The organism is Sphingobium sp. Ant17 (assembly GCF_000588875.1).
GTDB lineage: Bacteria > Pseudomonadota > Alphaproteobacteria > Sphingomonadales > Sphingomonadaceae > Sphingobium.
The window spans coordinates 1-22,102 of the sequence record NZ_JEMV01000057.1 but is presented as its reverse complement, the minus strand read 5'-3'; the positions used below and the strand labels follow the sequence as shown (position 1 = coordinate 22,102).

The following is a 22,102-nucleotide window of genomic DNA, read 5'->3' as shown; positions in this document are numbered from 1 at the left end:
TCGCCGTCATTGTCTTGATCAGGCGTCGATGATCACCTTGAGCGCCTTGGTTTCCGCCGCCCGTGCGAACGTGTCATAGGCATCGAGAATCTGATCGAGCTTGAAATGGTGCGTAACCAGGAGGCTGGGGTCGATTTTGCCGGATTGCAGCGTTTTGAGCAGCATCGGCGTGGTGGCCGCATCGACCAGACGCGTGGTAATGGCGATATTCTGCGACCATAGGTTTTCCAGGTGCAGGTCGACCTTTTGACCATGGACGCCGATATTGGCGATGATCCCGCCGGGGGCGACGATCTGCTGGCAAAGATCGAATGTAGCGGGAATGCCGACCGCCTCGATCGCGGTGTCGACGCCCCTGCCCTGGGTCCAAGCCTTGACCTGTTCCGCCGCCTGACCATCCGAACTGTTGATCGTGCGGGTCGCGCCGAACGTCAGCGCTGCGGCAAGCCGACTGTCGTCGACATCGATCATGATGATCTCGGACGGAGAATAGAGCTGGGCGGTCAGCAGGGTCGCAAGACCGATCGGCCCCGCGCCGACGATCGCCACCGTCGATCCAGGCGCAACCTTGCCATTGAGCACGCCGCATTCAAAGCCGGTGGGCAGGATGTCGCTCAACATTACCATGGCATCCTCATCTACCCCTTCGGGGATGGGATAGAGGCTGGTTTCGGCATGGGGGATGCGAACATATTCGGCCTGCGTACCGTCAATCTCGTTGCCGAGAATCCACCCGCCCGTCGTGCAATGCGAATACATGCCCCGGCGACAATAGTCGCACTTCCCGCAGGATGAGATGCACGAGATCAACACCCGGTCATTGGCTTTGAACATGGTGACGCTCGTACCAACGCTCTCGATGGTTCCGACGCCTTCATGCCCCAGAATGCGGCCCGGCGCGCAGGTTGCGACGTCGCCTTTGAGGATATGCAGGTCGGTGCCGCAGATGGTCGTCTTGACCATCTTCACGATCACATCGCCCGGATCCTGAAGCTGGGGCTTGGGTCGGTCTTCGAGGCTTTTCTGCCCGACACCGTTATACACAAGGGCTTTCATGGGTCTGCTTGCTCCTGATTGCGCATCGCTCCAAAACAGGGGCGGCGCGGCCTTTCAGTCGAACGCGTGCGACTGGATCAACATGGGCAAGATAGACCGCATCGGCTGGCCATATCAGGATCGGAAAGTACGCAGTCCTTTGACCCCGATAAGCGTGGCGATGGCCGCTTTGGCGTGGGCGGATGCCTACACTTCGCTATCGCGCAGGACTGCGGCAACGGGTCGCCGCGGCGAATATGGCATGGAGGAGCCATAGCCGAACCGCATGAGGATATCCGGTCTGCGCCCCGGGATCCCAGCGATTCCTGCAAGATCAGAGCGCAGGGCTGCCACTTCGACAGGTTGATTGATGAAGGCATGTTTCAGCCCTAGCGCGGTCGCCTGCAGTGCGAAACGCTGACAGGCCCGACCGACCGCCACCCAATGCGCCGGATCGTCCCGCGCGCCGGTAAACAGCGCCAGTCCGGCCGACGACGCAATCTGCCGGGAATATGCATCATTCTGCGATTGCACCGTGGATAGCCAGTCGAAGGCCACCGGGCCAAGCCAGTCGGGCAGTGCGGGATTGCCGCTGGCGACGCTATATAGTCCGTCACCCGCTTGCAGCGCCTGACGCGGATTGAAGCGCAACCAGGCTTTCAATTCCCGCACGAAAGCGGGATCTGCCATCTGCGCGCTGTTCCCGGTGACCACAAGTTGGCGCACCCTTTCCATCGCCGTCCGGTCGGTGATGAGCGCCACGTCGACATCGGCGCTTGTTCCGGCCTGTGACAGGGCGCGCAGCACAGCCAGGCTGGCGGCTCGCCCATCGAATAGCGCGCGGGTCGACTGACGGACGGGGATGGCATCGAACAGCGCCGACGCCTCTTTGGCAGCGGGACCATAGGCAAAGTCAATCGACCCGGCACCCATGGGGTCGAACAGTGCGTCGCCCCGATACCCCCGCGCCGCGGCCGCAAGCACGAGATTTTCTGCGGCGCACCCCAGGCTGATGAACAGGTGATGGTCATCGGGGTCAACCACCACGGTCCGCCTGCTAAAATCGGGACGGATGGTGATGCGCCCTGGCGCAACCGAAAATTGCCACGGTTGCGTATTGTGGCCGTTCGGGGCGAGCGTGGCATAGCGGATGAAGTCGTGCGCTTGAGCGTGCGGAGGGATCACCGCGCGCATTGCCTTGGTCGCATCGGCATAGTCGGATGACGACCCCATTCGCGCCAGGCTCACCCCCGTCGCGCCGACACCAACGGCCGCCAAGCCTGCTGCACCGACAAGAAAATGTCGTCGCTTCATGTCGCGCGTCCTATCATTGTTCTGATGTTTCCGGCCCAAGGTGCGGGACGTTTGTGCATGCTATTATAGGGCGCCATGCACCCTGCCCCGCTGCCATTTGGCGACCACCCATTTGGTTATCTCGGTCACGATCAGCGTCGCCGCCGTTGCGGTCAGACAGAATAGGAGCGTGTCCCGACTGACGGGTGCGGTTCCGAGCAAGTTGCTGAGCGGGCTCCAGAACATAGCCGTGAGTTGAAGGCCAAGGGCCGTTGCGACACCCAGAAGCAGCCATGGGTTGGAGAATAGCGGCTCGCGAAACAGTGGCCTTCGCTCGCTGCGCATACACAGAACATAGACGTTCTGAAAAAGAACGACCATCAGCAGCACGCCATTTTGAATGTCCGCCAGCGGCAGTCCCTGTTCCTGCATCCGGAAAGCCAGGAAAAGCGCCAAGACGGTCATGGTCAAAGCCGGAGGGATCATCAGCGCAAAGGCGCTGCGATCCAGCAAGGGTGTCGTGGGACGCCGTGGGGGCCGGGTGAGTTCATCCCCCTCGCCCCGCCCGAAGCCGAGCATGACATCCTGCGCGCCATTGGTGACAAGGTTGAGCCACAGCAGCTGTACCGCCGTGAGCGGCATGGGCAGCCCGGTGGCAACCGCACCCAGGAACATGGCTATTTCTGCAATGCTCGTTGTAATCAGGAAGATCACGATCTTGCGCACATTGGCGTAGGTGATGCGACCCTCTTCCACACCGGCGACGATCGACGCGAAATTATCGTCCGCCAGGACAAGGTCGGCGGCCCCCCTCGCCACGTCGGTGCCGGCCAGCCCCATGGCAACGCCAATATGCGCGGCATGGAGTGCCGGGGCGTCATTGACGCCATCGCCCGTGACGGCGATCAGTTCCCCACTGTTCGCGAGGATCTGGACGATACGCAACTTCTGATGGGGTTCGATGCGCGCGAACACACGGCCTTTCAAAACCAGTGCCGCCTGTTCCTCCTGCCTGTCCGCCAGGTTCGCCAAATGCGTGCCCGTCACCACCTGGTCGTCGTGCGCCCTTATCCCTAGCTGACGGGCGATCGTGAGCGCGGTGCGAGGATGATCGCCCGTCACCATGCGCACGCCGATCCCCGCCTCCCCGCAGGCTGCGATCGCCGCAGGGACTTCAGGACGCACCGGATCGATCAAACCGATCCAACCGAGCAAAACCAGATGTTTGGGGTCTGTCAGATCGACGTCGCTTGCGGCCCCCGCCTTGGACGCTGCAAGCGCAAGAACGCGAAAGCCAGCGCTGGTCATATCGGTCGCCTTTGTCCGGGCTGCATCCGACACAGGATCGCACATGGGCAATATCGTTTCAGGCGCGCCCTTCACATAGACGCGCCGCCCCGCAGCCTCATCGACCGCTGCGCCGGAATATTTGCGTGAGGGTTCATAGGGCAGCAGGTCCATCCGGGCGAGCATCCCGATCGCCGCAATGTCCACCCCACCTTCACCCGCAAAGCGCAGGAACGCTGTATCCACCGTATCCCCAACCAGCGCCCCTTCCGCGCTTATGGCCGCTTCGTTGCAGATGGCGCTGCCGCGCCGGATGTCGGCCAGCGCTGGCGAGGGTTCGGACCAATGCGTTCGATCCATCATCATGCCGTCGGGGAGGACGATGCGTTCGACAGTCAGGACATTCTGCGTGAGCGTGCCGGTCTTGTCGCTCGCGATCATCGTGCAGGCCCCCAGTCCCTCGACCGCTGGCAGGGATCTGACGATGACCTTGCGCGCTGCCATGCGGCGGCTTCCGGCGGCCAGCGCGACGGTCACGGCAATAGACAGCCCTTCGGGAATTGCCGAAACGGCGAGCGCGACGGCCAATAGCAGCACTTGGTCCCCTGGCCGTCCCTGCAGAAGGAGAATGATGGCAAAGGGCACGATCAGGCCGACCGTGGCGATGCTGATCTGCCTCGCCAGTCGCGTGAGTTGAAGAACCAGCGGGGGCGGAGTCGGCTCTGTCGATTTCAAGGTGGCATCGATGGCACCCAGGCGTGTCCTTGGCCCGGTTGCGACCACGATGCCGACACCTCGGCCCTGATCCACCATCGTGCCTGCAAGCAACATCGTGGTGCGGTCACCTACGGGCGCCCCTTCGTCCAGAATATCGTCGGCATCTTTGGCAACCGGAGCGGATTCGCCACTGAACGTCGATTGATCAATCCGAAGATCATTGCTGGAGATCAGGCGTATATCCGCAGGAACCGCCATCCCGCTCTCCACCTCGACAATGTCGCCTACGACGATATCGCGGGCATCGATAACCGCGATTGCGCCGTCACGCCGCACTGATGCGCTCTGACCGATCATATGCCGCAAAGCGTTCAGACTGGTCGCGGCTTTGCTTTCCTGGATCGTCCCGATCAGCGCGTTGACGATCAGGACCAAGCCGATAAACCCGGCGTCGGTGACATGCCCGAGACCCAGCGACACAGCCGCCGCAGCAACCAGCAGATAGATGAGCGGACTGTTGAATTGGCGGAGGAACAACCGCGGCAGCGATTGTGGCCGTCGGGGGGCGAGTGCGTTGGCACCGTCACGGTCCAATCGAACCGCCGCCTCCTGCCTACTCAGCCCGCTCTCGCGCGTTTTGGTCAGCGCTATCACCTGCCTTGCATGCAAGGCATGCCAGGGAGATTCCGAAGGCAGCAATTTGCGCGTATCTGTTCGCTCTAGCAGGCGGGCAGCGATCATTCCTTATGCTCCAAGCTCCGCACATTGCAGCCCAGTCAGCACGCTCATTGCGTGCCACCGTTGCAACAAGCCCACCGATCGGGCCTGCGCCGCCACGCGACATATGACTTCACGCGCCCCGCATAGAGGCACGGGCCGATGCTGGGGAGCATCGGGAATTACGCAGGCGACAGATACGGGCTGATGGCCCGGACGTCTTTGCGCTATGACAAACCAGAGTAGGAAGACGCGGTCCACACGAGTTACCTCGTTCAATACGTACAGACCATGAGCGCGCGACATGCAATCCTCGAAGAAATTCGAGGATGATATATGACAGATGTTTTGCACCCACCGGCCGACAAAGGAGCAGGGGTGGCGCTTGTTGATGGAAACGCGGCCGTGCGGCACGCGCGCCAACTCATGCTCCGCTCCGAACAATATGATGTGAAATCTTACGCGACCTGTGCCGCCCTATTGGCCGACCCGGACTCCAGAAATTACGCCTGCATCATCCTTGACGTTGAAATGGAAGGCATAGACGGTCTCGATCTTCTTACCCGGATGCGGGCCAGTGGTTGGCATGGAAGAGCGATATTGCTGGATGGGCTCGCACCTGAGAGCGCTGTGACGCGGGAAGTATTGCAAAATGGCGATCGGATAGAAGAGCGTTCGATCGGCGATAGCTCTTTGCTCTCGGCGGTGGCCGCGACTTTTCGCGACACCACTCCGAACATAACGGGAAATTCGACATATATATGATCGCCGCGCTTGATCGGCCGTTCCTCTTACCTTCCTTGCGCATCAGCCCATCAGGCCAACGACCCCAAGCTTACGCTATTCTTTTGGCGGGCGGGCCGAAATAGCTGGTAGGTAGCGTGTCGCGATGGGCAATGATGGTTTGCAGGACGATCGTCGGATCGACCATCGCGACGGTCAGGACATGCCGCCCCGGCTTCGCGATCATGGCCTTGAAACGCATGATGCGCATGTCATTGCGCGCATTGATCTCCGACGCCTTGCCCAAAAACTCTTCGGACTCGCGATTTTCGGGCGAAAATACGGTCACGATCTGTGGCGCGCCGTCATCTACCCACAGGGCCAGTGATAGCGCATGGTTGGGATCGACCTTGAGCGTGGGTGCCGTCACCAGATCGAACGCCCATTCGCCCGCCTCGCCAACGAAAATGGGATATTCCAATCGAGGCGCACGCTTCGGGTCCGCCATGGATGCAGCATTTACGGGGAAGATCGACATCGCGGCATCGACCCGTCCATAGTCGGGAATCGGTTCCCATTGGACCCCATCGGCGGGCACATTGCGCGCATAGTCGCTGGCCGGGATCGAAAACGCACCGGCGAGCGAACCCCAACAGCCTTTGGCTGCCCGCTCTTCCTGCGCCGACGCTCGGATGGCAGTGACCGTCACGGTCACGCTTTGCGCCCCGGCACTACCGCTGTCTTGCCTATTACTGATCTTGACCGTTCCGGTGCTGCGGCCGGGCGGCAGCTTGCGCCAGTCGATCTCGACGCGGTGGCGCCGGTCGGCCTTTCCGACACTGAACGCCGTGTCCTGTTTCAGGATGATCCAAGGTTCGCTGGCGACCAGCTGAACGTCCACGGGGCGCTTGCCACGCGGGAATGTCTCGATCCAGCTTGATGGCCGGTACAGACTGTCGAGCACCGGCAGATTAGGGGCCAGATAATAGCCTGGCCAGCCTTGCCGCGCACCCTGCACGGCCACGCCGAATTGCGATGTGTCCGGCAGATCAAGTTCCGACACCGGCGGACGAATATCCTGAACCGGCTGATACCAGTCGAAATAGCCGATATAGGTCTGGTCCATCAGGTGGTTCCATTTCCCATTCGACAGATCGTGATTATAGGTGTCGCGGATCGCGTGGGCCTCGCTGAACAGCCGCTTGACCTCTTCGGCCTCCTCGTTGGTGCTGGCGCGCGCTTGCTCTGCGAAGCGTTTGTTGCGCGCGGCGGCGACCTGCATTTGCGTTAGGTTGCAGCAGCCCCTGATGGGGTGGAGGACAAGCTGATAATAGGCTGCCTTATGCGTCTCCGGCAGCTTGTCGTTGATCGCTTCGGCACGCGATCGCAGGTCCAGCCACAACGCCACCATCCGTTCGGCTTCATCGAAATTCTCAAGGCTGTAGGTGTCGGTACGCAACTGCTCCGGCTTGCGCCAGGCATTATATTTCGCATAGCGTGAGACCAGCGTCGCAATCTCCTGCGCATGCGCCGGCCCGAATTCGCGCGCGGCCCATATGTGCGACCACTCCGCGATCCGGTCCTTGCTCACCGCCTTGGGATCCCAGGCCATCGTCAGAAAAAATTCGATGGGCAGTTCCAGCGGCTTCAAGTCGCCGATATTGGTGATCCAAATCCGATCCGCGCCATAGGTGAGCGCCAGGTTCATCTGCTCCCATATTTTCGGGAAGGGATTGGTGTTGATCCACTTGTAGCTATACGGCCCGCCATTCATGTCCATATGGTGATAGATACCAAAGCCGCCGGTACGGGTGGCCCGCTCCTGCGCGGTGGGCAGGCGGCGGATATAGCCGACATTATCGTCAGCAAACATCAAGGTAACATCGTCGGGCACCTCGAGTCCGGCGTCATAATATTTCTGGACTTCGGTGAACAACACCCAGACCTGCGGAATATCCTCGATGCGTTTGCTGGTCTCCTCGACCAGCAATTGGCGCTGGTCAGCGATGATCGTTTCCAGCAGCGCTATGTCGGACTTGATGCCGCCTGTGCTTTCCAGCGCTACGTCGCCATCGCCGCGCATCCCCATCGTCACCAGCAGTTCGCGGTCCTTGCTGCGCTTGGCGCCTTCGCGGAAAAATTGCTGAACGGCAGGACGATTGGTCGCATAATTCCATTCGCCATTTCCGGGGCGACGCGATGTCCATTCCTTATGCGCGCGGTTCATCGGCTCATGATGCGATGTGCCCATGACGATGCCATATTCATCGGCCAGCGGTCCGTTGCGTGGATCATCTTCATTGAAGGCATTGTTCCACATGGCAGGCCAGAGATAGTTGGCGCGCAAACGCAGCAGCAGTTCGAAGACATTTTTGTAAAAGTCGGCGTTCATCCCGCCGAACTTCTCCGCCGTCCAGGCCGACAGGCAGGGCGCTTCATTGTTCAGAAAGATGCCGCGATATTTGACGGCCGGCTCGCCTTGGAAATAGCGACCATAGGAAACCTGTATGCGGTCACGCTTCATGACCGGCACATCGGCCCACCAATACCAGGGGGATACGCCGATATTCTGGGACAGATCGTAGATGCCGTAGATCGTTCCGCGCTTGTCGCTGCCCACGATGACGAGCGCCTCGGTGATCCCCGGTGCCGGATTGGCCACGGTCTGGATCGTGTAGGATTCCCATTTGCCGCGAATGGACGCGACATCGATTTTGCCGCTGTCTGCCAGCCGGTCGATCAGCGGGCTTTGGCCAAGCGTGCCGATCAACACCATCCGCCCCTTATCGGCAGTGGGCGATAGTTGCGCATCCACGCCGGTGACACGGCCGATATCCGCCGACAGGTCACGCGCCGCCCGGATCACGCCCGTAAAATCACTGGCCTCCACGAACAGGGGCACCACCTGACCTTGCCCGGCCAGTTCGAACCCTCGCCCCTTACCATCGAAGCTGACCGCAGCGCGAAGAGGGCTGGCAGCCAACGCTGCTGCAAGCGACCCAGACAGGAGATTGCGGCGAGACAGCATGGCGGGGCTCCTCCGGTTCGACCGGTCAATGGAATAGGCGATCAGCGATTATAAGAAGACGGCGGCCGGGTCGAACCAGCCGCCGCCTTTCAGGTAGAGCAGATCAGAACGTACCGCGCAGGCCGACAAGATATTGCACACCCGGACGATATTGCGTGAATGTCGCGCCTTCATATTGGAAATAGCTGCGCAGCGTCGAGTTGGTGAAATTCTGGACATCGACAGTCAACTGCGGCGCGCCATTCCATCCAAACAGCTCCTCCAGATCGAAGCTCGAAGAGAAGTCCCACTGCTGATAATTGTCGCTGTACAAGGCCGCGGTGGGAATGCCGTTCTGGTTTGCACCACTGCTCTGCGACCCTTCACGGAAGGTTGTCGAAACGCGCAGGTTGACGCCACCATTCTCATAATAGCCGATGAGATTATAGGTGAAGGGCGCAACGCCGAAAGCGACCGCCGGGCCGTCGCTGCGCTGATCGACGATCGTTGCGTTCGCGTTGAAGCCAAAGCCCCGCACACCAATGCTTTCGGTCAGAAAATCGAGCGGCTGGATCCACTGGAATTCCAGGCCGTTGACCGTCAGCTTGTTGGGCACATTGACCTGCGACTGCACCTGGATCGTCGCGACACTGGGACCGCCGCGCAGGTCGATCGCCGCAGCCTGGGTCGGATTGAGCGAGTCATAGGTAATGCCATATTGCGCCAGGAACGAGAATGGCTGCGTCGTGATCTGGTTGGTCGTAAAGCCGGTCAGAGACTTGCGGAACGCATTGAGCGACACCAACCCTTCCTGCCCCGTGTAAAGCTCGACGCCGAAATCGAGATTGTCCGAGAAATAGGGATTGAGTGCAGGGTTGCCGATCGTCGCCGTCGCCGCCGATGGATCGCCAAAGCCGACGCCGGGCAACTGCGCGGCAGGGTCAGGCCGGGTCATCGTTTTGGAATAGGCGGCGCGCACGACTGCCAGATCACCGATATCATAGGCGACCGTCGCTGCAGGCAGCCATTTGTCATAGCTGTTCGACGTCCGCACCAGCGTGACGATGCTGGGATACCGCGAGCCGTCGGGCAGGCTGCTGCCATCCGGCAGCGTATTACGCGGATCGGCGAGCGAGACGCGGCCTTCGATGGTCTGATCGGTCTTCACATAGCGCACGCCGACATTGAAGCGCAGCTCATTGTCGCCAACCTGCTGCTTACCAGCAGCCATGAAGTAGGTCGCGAAGGATTTTTCGCGGATCAGGCCCCCGCTCGCACCGGTGTTCGAACCGCCCGATTCAGGCGTGTTTTCATGGAAACTGTCATAGTTGGATGCCTGCTTGAAACGATCCCAATCGACCGTCACAAAGCCGGCACGCCCCGGCATCAGGAAGGAAGGGAGCTGGCCAACGGGGATCAACGAACCGCCATAGCTGACCGGGCCGCTTTGCCCCGCAGTGGAACCCGTGCCATAGCCAGGATAGGTCGGATAGCCCGGCGTGCCCGGCGCTACCGATGCTGCGCCAACGCATGGGGGCTGACTGTTGGGACCAGGCACGAAGACATTGGGATTGCCGCCGCACACGGCATTCTGCCAGGCTTGGCTATTGTCAAAGCCGCGAATACGGCGGCTGACATCGTCATAATTGCCGCCGACCTGCAGGTTGAAGCGCTCATCACCCCATGTCAGCGCGCCGCGAACGCCCTTCGTCTCATTGCGCCGCCGTTCGTCGGACATGTTGACCCGGCCACCATTCCACACGAAATTATTGGGATCGTTCAGGTCGACGCTGGACACGATGCTGGGCGCACCATTGGCGTTGGCGGTATAATCGACCGAAACCCCCGTGCCCATTGCGGTGACTGGCCCGGCGGTCGGAATTTCACGATGAAAGGTGCTGCGCGTGTAATTGGCCTGGATCGACAATTTCAGGCGATCGCTCACCTCCCAGTCGAGACCAGGATTGACGCTGAAAAGCTCCGTCGTTTCGGTCAGCGGCCGATATTCGAGGAAGAATTGCGAATTGGCGAAGGTGCCGCTGGTAACCTGACAACCCGTCGCACAATCTTCCCGGTCATAGGTGGTGTTGGTGGGGATAAGCTGGCCATTGCGAACGATCCAGGCGATATTTTCGCGGGTCAGATCGTTCTGCTTATAGCCATAAAGCCCATCGACATAGAAATTCATCGCGTCGTTTGGACGCCATTCGGCGCTGGCGATGGCATTGATGCGGTCGCGTCGGCCATATTGGGCGGTAAAGCGTCCGAGACGCGGCAGGATGCCGTTGTCGATCTGTTGAATGGTTGCGCCCGGATTATTGGCCAGCAACCAGGCTTGATCAATCGTCTGTCCGGGCACTGTGCCTGCCCCCGCACCGACAGGTACGGTTGCCGGAATGGTCCAGTTGCCGCCGCCGGTCGTATTACAGCCGGTCGCCGCGCCACACTGGGCAGCCGTCAAAGCCGGGTTGGTATAGCCAATGGTTTCATAGCCGCGATTGTCGGTGAAAAGGCGCTGGCCCGACACGCCAACCAGGAAGCCTACCGTGTCATTCGTCGTGCTGAAGATCATCGAACCGCGCGCGCCAATGCGATCGACGCCGCTCTGCTTGGTTCCCTGCATGCTGTAGGTCAGGCGCGTTCCGGGCCGATCGAAAGGACGGGCCGAGCGCATGTCGATATTACCCGCTGCGCCGCCTTCCAGCAGGTTGACCGTATAGCTCTTGTTCACCGTCAATTTGGTGAAAAGGTCGGTCGGGAAGAAGCTGAGGTCGACCGAACGGTCGGTGCCCTGCGCATCCGTCGCGCCGGAGGATGACACGGCGATGGGGGCACCGTTCAGCGTTACATTGGTGAAGTTCGACCCCAGGCCGCGAATCGCCACATTGACGCCTTCACCGTTCACGTCGCGATTGATCGTGATACCCGGAATGCGGTTAAACGATTCGGCGATGTTGGTGTCGGGGAATTTGCCGATGTCCTGCGCGAAGATTGAGTCGCTGAACCCTGTGGCATCGCGCTTGGCGTTGGTCGAATTTTGCAGCGATGCACGATAACCCGTAACGACGATATCGTTAACTTGCTCATTATCAATCTGCGGCGCAGCCTCGGCGGCTGGGGCATCGGCTTGCGCAAGCGCCGCCTGCGACAACATGAGCGAGCCAAGCGCGGACGCGGCCAGCAACGACAAACGAATGGAGCCTTTACACACCGACATGGGTCATCCCTCCTGATACTGCTTCCGACATTCCGGCAAGCTTTATGGTAACGCTAACAGCCCGTCTTATCCAGTGGCTATACCAAACTGTCAAGACCAATTATGATTACTGGTAACGTTATCGGCGGACAGGATTGACCAAAGCTAGGGTCGAATCGCCGTGCGGATATCGCCACCCATCTATTGATGGGTCGTTGCATGCCCCGCAATCATCGACTGCACGACGCGCCCGCCCATACGCGCGATGCCGACGCAATTGCGCACATAACCTTGGGCGCACGAGTCCCGTAGCGAACAAGCAGATGGAAGAACAGGCGGATGGCGTTATGCCTGCGAGCTCAGATATGTTCAGTGTGCCGGTGAAAGGACCACGACCGCGCGAGCGGGAACGTCCACCGCTACCCCCTCCAGCAGGAACCGGCATGCCTCCCCGTCACCATTGACGCAGATCGTTAGCCCGCTGCCCCGATAGCGTAGCGCGAAACGACGCCGCTGGGTGTCTTCCCATTGCACAATGCCCAATGCTGCCCCGCCCTCGTCCAGCCAGGCGACATCGGCCTCCGACAGGATCGCCGTGCCGCCCAGATCCACATTCTCCGCCCGCAAAGCCGCCAGCGCAAAGGCTCCGCCTCCAGCACGGTATCCCGCCCTGCCCAATCGACCCAGCTGATCGCATTATCCTGCGCATAGGCATTATTGTTGCCCTGCTGCGTCCGCCCAAACTCGTCTCCGGCGGTCAGCATGATCGTCCCGCGCGAACAAAAGAGCGTGGCGAGCAAAGCCCTGCCATCGCGTCGCCGGGCGGCCTGCACAGCCGGGTCGTCGCTCGATCCTTCGACGCCGTTGTTCCAGCTCAGATTGTCGCCATGCCCATCCCGATTCTCTTCGCCATTGGCATGATTATGCCGCTGCTCGTAGGCGGCCAGATCCGCCAGCGTGAAGCCATCATGGGCGGCGAGAAAATTGACCGTCCGGGTCGTCTCCCCCCTGAAAATATCCGAAGATCCCGCCAGCCGCGTCGCCACAGCGCCCAGCATCCCCGCATCCCCGCGCCAGAAACGGCGCATATCGTCACGATACCGGTCGTTCCATTCCAGCCAAGGATCGCCGAATTGCCCCAGCTGATAGCCGCCCGGCCCGATGTCCCACGGCTCGGCAATCATCACCCGGTCGGCCAGGATCGGATCAGTGCGCATCGCCTCCAGCAATGGCGCGCGCGGATCGAAGCCATGGGCCATTCGCCCCAATGCCGGGCCTAGATCGAAGCGGAACCCGTCCACCCCCGCCTGCGTCACGAAATAGCGCAGCGAATCGAGGATCAGCGGCGGACCATCGGCTGATTGCACGCAATGGCATTGCCGGTGCCGGTATCGTTGATCAGTTGCCCGTCCGCCGCATGCCGGAAATAGTCGCGCGCATTCAATCCGCGCAGCGACAGCGTCGGCCCCTGAGCATCGCTTTCCCCGTCATGATTATAGACCATGTCGAGGATGACGCCGATGCCAGCCCCATGCAGCGCTGCCACCGTCTCCCGCAGTTCCGCGATGCCGCCGGGGGCCAGGCGCGGGTCGAGCGCGAACCAGTTGACGGGATTATAGCCCCAATAATTGGTAAGGCCGAGCGGCCCCAAATGCCGCTCATCGATCCAGGCATTGATCGGCATCAGCTCGATCGCCGACACATGCAGTCGCTTGAAATGCGCGATGACCGCCGGGTGCGCGAGCGCCGCGATCGTCCCCCGCTGCGCCTCCGGCACGTCGGGATGCAGCATCGTGAAACCACGCGCGTGCAGTTCATAGACCAGCCCGCCGGATCGGAAACAGGGTGGTTCGCCGGACACAGGAGGCAGGGGCACCTCCACCACGCCCTTGGGCATAAGCGGCGCGGTATCGGCCCCCTCGCCGCGCGGCGCAGCCAAAGCCGCGTCATAGACAAAGGCGCGATCGATCGCCGTCGCATAGGGATCGAGCAGCAATTTGTCGGGATCGAACCACAGCCCTGCCCCCGGGTCATAGCCACCATCGGCGCGATAGCCATAGCGCGCGCCCGCACCAACAGCCGCCGCCTCGCCATGCCAGACACCTTCCGCATCGCGCGTCATCGGCATCCGGGTTTCGCGATCGTCCCCATCGAACAGGCAGAGCCAGACATGGCTCGCCTCCGGTGCCCAGACCGAAAAATGCGCGCCGCTCTCGCTCAATCGCGGCGCGGCCGGGCCTGCTGCGCTCACGCCGCCGCCGTCAACAGACTGCGATAGAGCGCCGCATAGCGCGCCGCGCTCTGCCCCCACGACACGTCAGCACGCATCGCCGCGCGCTGCATCGCCTGCCACACCGGCCGATCGCCATGCAGACGCACCGTCCGCGCAATCGCGCCGTGCAACGCCAGCGGGTCCGATGGGGCGAACACCAAACCCGTCGCTGCGCCCGCCGCCACGGCTGCCGCATTGGCATCGATCACCGTATCGGCCAGCCCGCCGACCCGCGCCACCACCGGCAGGCAGCCATAGCGCAACGCATAAAGCTGCGTCAGCCCGCACGGCTCGAAGCGCGACGGGATCAGGATCGCATCGCCGCCCGCCTGCATCAGATGCGACATCGGTTCGTCATAACCGATCCGCACACCGATGCGCCCGCGATGCCGGTCGGCCGCGCCCAGGAAGGCACCTTCCAGCGGATGATCGCCCGACCCCAGCAGCGCCAGCTTCGCGCCCAGACCCACCAGATGATCGAGCGCATCGACCATCAGGTCCATGCCCTTCTGCCACGTTAGGCGGCTGACGATGATGAAGATCGGCGCATCATCGGCATCCAGGCCGAATTGCTGCTCCAGTGCGCGGCGATTGGCCCCTCGCCCCGCCAGCGCCCGACCGCTGAAAGCCTTGGGAATCAACGGATCGTCTGCCGGGTTCCAGATCGCCGTATCGACCCCATTCAATATCCCGTACAATCGATCGACCCGGCCATTGATCAACCCATCCAGCCCCATGCCATGCATCGGCGACCGGATTTCCTCGGCATAGGTCGGACTGACCGTCGTGATCGCGTCAGCCGACACCAATCCGGCTTTCAGATACCCCACGCCGCCATAATATTCGACGCCATCCATGCCCCAGGCTTCGGGCGGCAGGCCCAATTGCCCGAACACATCCGCGCCATAGCGGCCCTGAAACGCCAGGTTATGGATCGTCACGATCTTGGGCACCGCATGCGCCGGGCCAAAGCGCATATAGGCCGCGGTCAGCGCCGCCTGCCAGTCATGGACATGGACCACATCGGGCCGCCAGCCTTTCAACCCGTCCGCCGCTATATCCGCGCCGACCCGCGACAGCGCAGCGAAACGCCGCCAATTATCGCCCCAATCATTGCCCGCATGGTCGCCATAAGGTCCGCCTTCGCGCGCGAAGAAATCGGGCGCATCCAGCACCAGCAGGTCCAGCCCCTCTACGCTCGCGGCCAGCACGGTCGCGGGCACGCCGAACAAAGCCTCATAGCGACGCACGACCTTCGCCTTGCCGATCCGCGCGATAACGGCGGGATAGCCCGGCACCAGCGTCCGGGACGCCACCCCCTCCCCAGCCAGCGCAGCGGGCAGCGCGCCGGTGACGTCGGCAAGCCCCCCGGTCTTGATCAGCGGATAGATTTCGGATGCGACCGAGAGCAATTGCATGGCGATCAAGCGCCCAACCGCTCGATCATCGGCTGCGTCACCAGACAGATGCCGCTATCGGTCCGCCGGAACCGCTGCGCATCCTCCACCGGATCCTCGCCTATTATCAGCCCCGGCGGAATGATGATCCCTGAATCCAATACGCATTTATGCAGCCGCGCACCCCGCCCGATCTCGCAATTGGGCATGATGACACTGTCGGTGACGGACGAAAAACTGTGCGTCTTGACGCCGGAAAACAACAGGCTGCGATCCAGCGAGGAGCCGGACACGATGCAGCCGCCCGCCACCAGCGAAGAGGTGGCCGATCCCCGCCGCCCTTCCTCATTATGGACGAACTTGGCAGGCGGCGTGACCTCCGAATAGGTCCAGAGCGGCCAGCTACGATCATAGAGATCAAGCGACGGTACGATATCGGTAAGGTCGATGCTCGACTGCCAATAGGCGTCGATCGTGCCGACATCGCGCCAATAAGGTTCCAGCTCGCTTTCAGCCCGCACGCAACTCGCGGAAAAGCGGTGGGCCACCGCTTTCCCATGCTTGACGATATAAGGGATGATATCTCCGCCAAAGTCCCGACCACTGCCCGGCTCGTTCGCGTCCCGACGCAGTTGCTCGATCAGGAAGCGGGTCTGGAACACATAAATGCCCATCGATGCCAGCGCCATGTCGGGCTGGCCGGGAATCGCGGGCGGATCTTTGGGCTTTTCGATGAAGGCGGTGATGACGTCCTTTTCATCGACATGCATGACGCCGAAACCGACCGCCTCCATCCGCGGCACTTCCAGACAGCCGACGGTCACGTCCGCGCCGCTGTCGACATGCTGCTGCAGCATCAACTCATAGTCCATTTTATAGACATGGTCGCCCGCCAGCAGCACCATATATTCGGGCGCATAGCTTTCGATGATGTCTATATTCTGGAACACCGCGTCGGCGGTCCCCTCATACCATTGGCTTTCCGACACACGCTGGCTGGCGGGCAATATGTCGAAACTCTCATTGCGTTCGGGCCGCAGGAAGTTCCAGCCGCGCTGCAAATGACGGATCAGCGAATGAGCCTTATATTGCGTCGCGACGCCGATCCGCCGGATGCCGCTGTTGAGCGCATTGGACAGCGCGAAATCGATGATCCGCGCTTTGCCGCCGAAATGCACCGCGGGCTTGGCGCGCTTGTCGGTCAGTTCGGCAAGGCGACTGCCCCGCCCTCCGGCCAGCACATAGGCCATGGCATCGCGCGCGATCGGCTGGTGTCGTATCTGCATTATGGGCCTCTCCTCATTATCGCCCGCGACCGCCTGCACGCGTCCGTTGGTGTCACATATCCAGTTCGAGCATCAGCGTGGCAAACGGCGGCAGGGTGATGTTCGCCCAGCCCGTCTCATCCGCCATCACCATCCCCATATTCCCCGCGCCGCTACCACCATAGTCGGCCGCGTCGCTGTTCAATATCTCGCGCCACCGCCCGCCAGAAGGCAGCCGCATGCGATACCCATGACGCAGCACGGGGGTAAAATGACTGATGACCACAATCGGTTGCACGCCCGGCGCACGGCGCTGCCACGCGAACACGCAATCCGCCGCACCATCGACCAGCACCCATTCAAACCCCTCCGGCTCGCAATCACGGGCATGCAGCGCAAGGCGGCTGCGATAGAGGCGATTTAAATCACCCACCAGATACTGCACCCCCAGATGCGCGGCATGGTCGAGCAGATGCCAATCCAGCGCCCGCCCCTCGCTCCATTCGCCGCGCTGGGCGAACTCCTGCCCCATGAACAGCAGCTTCTTGCCGGGATAGCCCCACATCAGGCCATAATAAGCCCGCAGCGTCGCGAACTTCTGCCAGTCGTCACCCACCATCTTGTGCAGCAGTGATGCTTTGCCATGCACAACCTCGTCATGGCTCAGCGCCAGCACGAAATTTTCGGTAAAGGCGTAATGCAGCCCAAAGGTGATATCGTCGTGATGATGGGCACGATGCACCGGATCGCGCTGCAGATAGCGCAGCGTGTCGTGCATGAAGCCCATATTCCATTTGAAGCCGAAGCCCAGCCCGCCGCTGTCGACCGGATGCGACACATTGGGCCAACTGGTCGATTCCTCCGCGATCGTCATGATGCCGGGCTGCGCGCCATAGAGCGCCCGGTTCATCTCCTGGAGGAAAGCGACCGCCTCCACATTCTCGCGCCCGCCATGGTCGTTGGGTATCCATTCGCCCGGCTCGCGCGAATAATCGAGATAGAGCATCGACGCGACCGCATCGACCCGCAGCCCGTCGATATGATAGCGCTCGGCCCAGAACAGCGCATTGTTGACCAGGAACTGCGCCACTTCACGCCGCCCGAAATTATAGATGGCGGTGTTCCAGTCGGGGTGGAAGCCCTTTTTCGGATCGGCATGTTCGTACAGCGCGGTGCCGTCGAAATGCGCCAGCCCATGGTCGTCGGTCGGAAAATGCGCCGGCACCCAATCGAGGATGACGCCGACCCCCGCCCGGTGCGCGCCATCGACGAAGCGCGCGAACCCGGCCGGATCGCCAAAGCGCGCCGTCGGCGCGTACAGACCCAGCGTCTGATAGCCCCAGCTTGGATCATAAGGATATTCGCTGATCGGCAGAAATTCGATATGGGTAAAGCCCATGCCCACGACATAGGGGATCAGGCGCCTGGTCATCTCGTCCCAGTCAAGGAAGCCGCCATCATCGGCCAATTGCCATGACCCCGCATGGACTTCGTAGATCGACACCGGCTCGCGCCGCGCATCGGCCTTCTGCCAATAGTCGCGGTGGCGCGCATCGCCCCAGACATGGTCGGGCGGCGCAGCGACGATCGAAGCGGTGGAGGGACGCAACTCGCTCTTGAACGCGAACGGATCAGCCTTGAGCGGCAACAGCACGCCATCCGCCCCGATGATCTCAAACTTATACGCTGCGCCCGGCTCGACGGCGGGCAGGAAGATTTCCCACACGCCGCTATCGACGCGATGGCGCATGACGCCCCGGCGACCATCCCACTGGTTGAAATCGCCCACCACCGACACGCGCCGGGCATTGGGGGCCCAGACTGCGAAATGCACCCCCGCCACCCCTTCATGGGTCAGGACATGCGCGCCCATCTTGTCGAACAGCCGCGCATGCGATCCTTCGGCCAGAAAATGATCGTCCATCGGCCCCAGCACCGGTCCGAACCCATAGGGATCAATCAGCGCATAATCGCTGCCATCGGCATAGCGTGCGACGTACCGCAGCGGCTGCCGTTGGCGGATCGCAACCGCGCCCTGAAACAACCCGGCCGGATGCAGCGATGTCAAATCGCCCATCGCCGCGCCATCGAGCGTTTGCGCCGCGACCGATACGGCGTCGGGTATCAGGACGCAGGCGGTAAAACCATTGTCGGCAGGATGCACGCCAAGCGTGGCGAAGGGATCGGGATCGCGGCCTTCGACCAGCCGGTCGATCTGCTCCGCGCTCAACACGATCCCGTCACCCCGCCTCCCATCTTCAGCCGATCTTCCAGATGTCCCGCGCATATTCGCGAATGGTTCGATCGGACGAAAACCATCCCATGCGCGCAACATTGTGGATCGCCATCTTTGTCCACAAGGCCTCGTCCGTCCAGAGCCTATCGACACGCCGTTGCGCGGCGGAATAGCTGTCGAAATCGGCCGCCAGCATGAACCAGTCATTGTCGTAAATGCCCTGGATCAACCCCTTGTAGCGATTCGGGTCGTCGGGTGAGAAGACGCCGCTGGCAATCGCGTGCAGCGCCTGGCTCAGTTCCCGGCTCTCGCCGATAACGTCCATCGGCACATAGCCTTTGGCGCGGCGGTCATTCACCGCCTGCGCGGTCAGGCCAAAGATGATGATATTATCCTCGCCCACATGATCGCGCATCTCGACATTGGCACCATCCAATGTGCCGATCGTCAGCGCGCCATTGACCGCGAACTTCATATTGCCCGTGCCCGACGCTTCCATGCCCGCCGTCGAAATCTGTTCGGACAGGTCGGCGGCGGGGATCATCACCTCGGCCATAGAGACATTGTAATTCGGCACGAACTGTATCTTGAGCAACCCTTGCACCGCCGGGTCATGATTGACGGCGCGGGCGACATCGCCCGCCAGTTTGATGATCAGCTTGGCATTATAATAGCTCGACGCCGCCTTGCCGCCGAACAGCTTGACGCGCGGCACCCAGTTGCGTTCGGGGTGCGACCGGATCTGGTCATAGAGCGACACCGCCTCGATGATGTTGAGCAATTGCCGCTTATATTCATGGATGCGCTTGATCTGGATGTCGAACATCGCCGACGGGTCGATCCGCGCATTCAACCGCTTGCGCAGGAGGTCGGACAGTGCCGCCTTGTTCGCGCGCTTCACCGCGACGAACTTCTCCTGGAACGCCTTGTCATCGGCAAAAGCGTCGAGATCGCGCAGCGCCTCGGCATCATCCAGGAACCTGTCGCCGATCGCCTCGCGAATAAGGCCGGTCAGCCCCGGATTGCACTGCATCAGCCAGCGGCGATACGTGACACCATTGGTCTTGTTGTTGATCCGGGTGGGATAGAGATTGTGCAGGTCGGCGAAGACCGTGACCTTCATCAGGTCGGTATGCAGCGCCGACACGCCATTGACGCTATGCGATCCGGCAAAGGCCAGATTGCCCATCCGCACGCGCCGGTCCCCGCCCTCGTCGATCAGCGAGATCGCCCCGATCGCAGTGTCATCGAACTGCCCCGCCCGCCGCGCCTCGGCCAGCAGGCGGCTGTTGACCGCATAGACGATCTGCATATGCCGGGGCAGCAACCGTTCGAACAGCGGCACCGGCCAGCTTTCCAGCGCTTCGGGCAGCAAGGTGTGGTTGGTATAGCTGAAGGTGCGCCGGGTGATGTCCCACGCCTCGTCGAAATCGAAACCATGGTCGTCCAGGAATATCCGCATCAACTCGGCCACGGCCACCGCCGGATGGGTGTCGTTCAGCTGGATCGCCGCCTTGTCGGGCAACGTCGCGATGGTGCCGAAATATTGAATGTGCCGCCGCACAATGTCCTGCAACGAGGCGGACGAGAAGAAATATTCCTGCCGCAACCGCAATTCCTGGCCAGCGGCGGAACTGTCGGCAGGGTACAGCACCCGCGTCAGCGCCTCGGCCCGATTGCTTTCGGACAGCGCGCCGACATGGTCGCCCGCATTGAACTTGTCGAGCAGGATCGGGTCGATCGGCTGCGCTTCCCATAGCCGCAGCGTATTGACCCGCTTGCCGCGCCAACCCACGATCGGCGTGTCATAGGGGGTGGCGATCACGCGCTCGCTGGGCTTCCAGTGCATCTGGTGCGGCCCGGCATTGGCACCCTCGGCTGGATCGACCAGCCCGCCAAAGCCGACCTCATAGCTCGCCTCGCGCCGTTCGAACTCCCATGGATTGCCATGCGCCAGCCAGTTTTCGGGCAGTTCCACTTGCCAGCCGTCCGAAATCTCCTGCCGGAACATGCCGTTCACATAGCGGATTCCATAGCCGTAGGCCGGCACATCGACTGTCGCCATGCTCTCCATGAAGCAAGCCGCCAGACGCCCCAGGCCGCCATTGCCCAGCGCCGCATCCGGCTCCAACGCGGCGATGATGTCGATGTCGACCCCGAGCGACGCCAGCGCCGCCTGCATGTCGTCCAGCATTTCCATGTTGGACGCCGCATCGCGCATCAGCCGCCCGATCAGGAATTCCAGGCTCAGATAATAGACCCGCCGCCCTTCTTCCTCATAGGTTTTCTGGGTCGATATGATCCAGGCGTCGATCACCCGATCGCGGATCGACAGGATCACGGCATGCAGCCAGTCATGCGGTTTGGCGGCGGCGGCATTCTTGCCGATGCGATAGGTCAGCCGCTCGACGATCTCATGCGCCAGGATTTCCGGGTCCATCCGCCGCGGCGCGGGTTTGGGAAGTTTGGTCTGGCCCTTGATGTTCATGGCGCACGGTTCCCTTGTCTGATTGCAAGGGATGATGGCACAGCCGACAAGGCCGCGCCAACCGCAATTTTGCAGCGCAGCAATATTGTCCACTGTTTCGCGGGACTTGCCGCTACCCCCTGCGCACCAGCGCGTCCGTCACGCCGGCACGCAATTGCGCGCGGACGGGATAGGCGCTCGACGGCAGCAACTGAGTCATGAATATCCCGATCAGCCGCTCGGCCGATCGATCCAGAAATACGTCGAAAACACCCCGCCCCAATAATATTCGCCACGCTCTAACCCCATGGCGAAGCGAGGCCAAACCCCACATCCTGATAATCCGCTTCGCTGAACATCGCGCTCGACAGGCTGGCGAGATCACCGCCGCCGGGCAGTTGATTGGACCGCATCCGCGCCACCGTATCGGCCTGCAACAACCGCACCCCATCCAGTTCGCCACCGCGCAGTAGCATCCGCGCAAAGCGAT

General features: G+C 61.6%; 10 protein-coding genes and 2 pseudogenes. 1 reads left to right on the top strand and 11 read right to left on the bottom strand.

Translation table 11 applies throughout. The annotated features are described in order from the left end of the window. Positions 1-18 precede the first annotated feature (18 nt). The 3 genes from BF95_RS19405 to BF95_RS19395 all read right to left on the bottom strand — a co-directional run bounded on the left by BF95_RS19405 (position 19) and on the right by BF95_RS19395 (position 5,073). Positions 19-1,056 (bottom strand): zinc-dependent alcohol dehydrogenase family protein, encoded by a 1,038-nt coding sequence (locus BF95_RS19405; protein WP_043153619.1) that lies wholly within the window; start codon positions 1,054-1,056, stop codon positions 19-21. 186 nt (positions 1,057-1,242) lie between these two features. Next, positions 1,243-2,349 (bottom strand): Acg family FMN-binding oxidoreductase, encoded by a 1,107-nt coding sequence (locus BF95_RS19400; RefSeq protein ID WP_043153617.1) that lies wholly within the window; start codon positions 2,347-2,349, stop codon positions 1,243-1,245. A gap of 63 nt (positions 2,350-2,412) precedes the next feature. After that, positions 2,413-5,073 (bottom strand): cation-translocating P-type ATPase, encoded by a 2,661-nt coding sequence (locus BF95_RS19395; protein ID WP_051520128.1) that lies wholly within the window; start codon positions 5,071-5,073, stop codon positions 2,413-2,415. 312 nt (positions 5,074-5,385) lie between these two features. On the opposite strand from BF95_RS19395, the gene BF95_RS25745 reads away from it, so the two are divergent. Continuing rightward, positions 5,386-5,814 (top strand): response regulator, encoded by a 429-nt coding sequence (locus BF95_RS25745; protein WP_051520127.1) that lies wholly within the window; start codon positions 5,386-5,388, stop codon positions 5,812-5,814. Positions 5,815-5,884: 70 nt separating this feature from the next. Here the strand turns inward: BF95_RS25745 and BF95_RS19385 are convergent, their stop codons facing one another. From BF95_RS19385 to BF95_RS26620, 8 genes and pseudogenes are all read right to left on the bottom strand, one after another. After that, complete coding sequence (locus BF95_RS19385) at positions 5,885-8,800, bottom strand: glycosyl hydrolase 115 family protein (protein WP_043153616.1); 2,916 nt, start codon at positions 8,798-8,800, stop codon at positions 5,885-5,887. Positions 8,801-8,903: 103 nt separating this feature from the next. After that, positions 8,904-11,996 (bottom strand): TonB-dependent receptor, encoded by a 3,093-nt coding sequence (locus tag BF95_RS19380; RefSeq protein WP_043153615.1) that lies wholly within the window; start codon positions 11,994-11,996, stop codon positions 8,904-8,906. A gap of 348 nt (positions 11,997-12,344) precedes the next feature. Beyond that, positions 12,345-14,226: pseudogene (gene glgX / locus BF95_RS19375) on the bottom strand (glycogen debranching protein GlgX). Beyond that, positions 14,223-15,671 carry a glycogen synthase GlgA gene (gene glgA, locus BF95_RS19370; protein WP_043153634.1) on the bottom strand — a complete coding sequence of 483 codons (1,449 nt, stop codon included), beginning with the start codon at positions 15,669-15,671 and terminating at the stop codon, positions 14,223-14,225. Before glgA ends, glgX begins: the two are co-directional and overlap by 4 nt. Continuing rightward, a complete protein-coding gene (gene glgC, locus BF95_RS19365) occupies positions 15,671-16,930 on the bottom strand; it encodes a glucose-1-phosphate adenylyltransferase (RefSeq protein ID WP_043153631.1) in 1,260 nt (419 codons plus the stop codon). Before glgC ends, glgA begins: the two co-directional genes overlap by 1 nt. Before the next feature lie 52 nt (positions 16,931-16,982). Next, positions 16,983-19,142, bottom strand: coding sequence for a 1,4-alpha-glucan branching protein GlgB (gene glgB / locus BF95_RS19360; protein WP_043153614.1), 2,160 nt, complete (start codon positions 19,140-19,142; stop codon positions 16,983-16,985). Positions 19,143-19,167: 25 nt separating this feature from the next. After that, complete coding sequence (locus BF95_RS19355; RefSeq protein ID WP_043153612.1) at positions 19,168-21,633, bottom strand: glycogen/starch/alpha-glucan phosphorylase; 2,466 nt, start codon at positions 21,631-21,633, stop codon at positions 19,168-19,170. Between the two features lie 112 nt (positions 21,634-21,745). After that, positions 21,746-22,102, bottom strand: a pseudogene (locus BF95_RS26620) (serine hydrolase); the annotation flags it as partial.

Bases quoted from the DNA above. Each gene is read 5' to 3' on its own strand.
- BF95_RS25745 (WP_051520127.1), top strand. From the start codon at position 5,386: ATGACAGATGTTTTGCACCCACCGGCCGACAAAGGAGCAGGGGTGGCG.
- BF95_RS19380 (WP_043153615.1), bottom strand. From the start codon at position 11,996: ATGTCGGTGTGTAAAGGCTCCATTCGTTTGTCGTTGCTGGCCGCGTCC.
- BF95_RS19355 (WP_043153612.1), bottom strand. From the start codon at position 21,633: ATGAACATCAAGGGCCAGACCAAACTTCCCAAACCCGCGCCGCGGCGG.
- glgC (WP_043153631.1), bottom strand. From the start codon at position 16,930: ATGCAGATACGACACCAGCCGATCGCGCGCGATGCCATGGCCTATGTG.
- BF95_RS19405 (WP_043153619.1), bottom strand. From the start codon at position 1,056: ATGAAAGCCCTTGTGTATAACGGTGTCGGGCAGAAAAGCCTCGAAGAC.
- BF95_RS19395 (WP_051520128.1), bottom strand. From the start codon at position 5,073: ATGATCGCTGCCCGCCTGCTAGAGCGAACAGATACGCGCAAATTGCTG.
- BF95_RS19385 (WP_043153616.1), bottom strand. From the start codon at position 8,800: ATGCTGTCTCGCCGCAATCTCCTGTCTGGGTCGCTTGCAGCAGCGTTG.
- BF95_RS19400 (WP_043153617.1), bottom strand. From the start codon at position 2,349: ATGAAGCGACGACATTTTCTTGTCGGTGCAGCAGGCTTGGCGGCCGTT.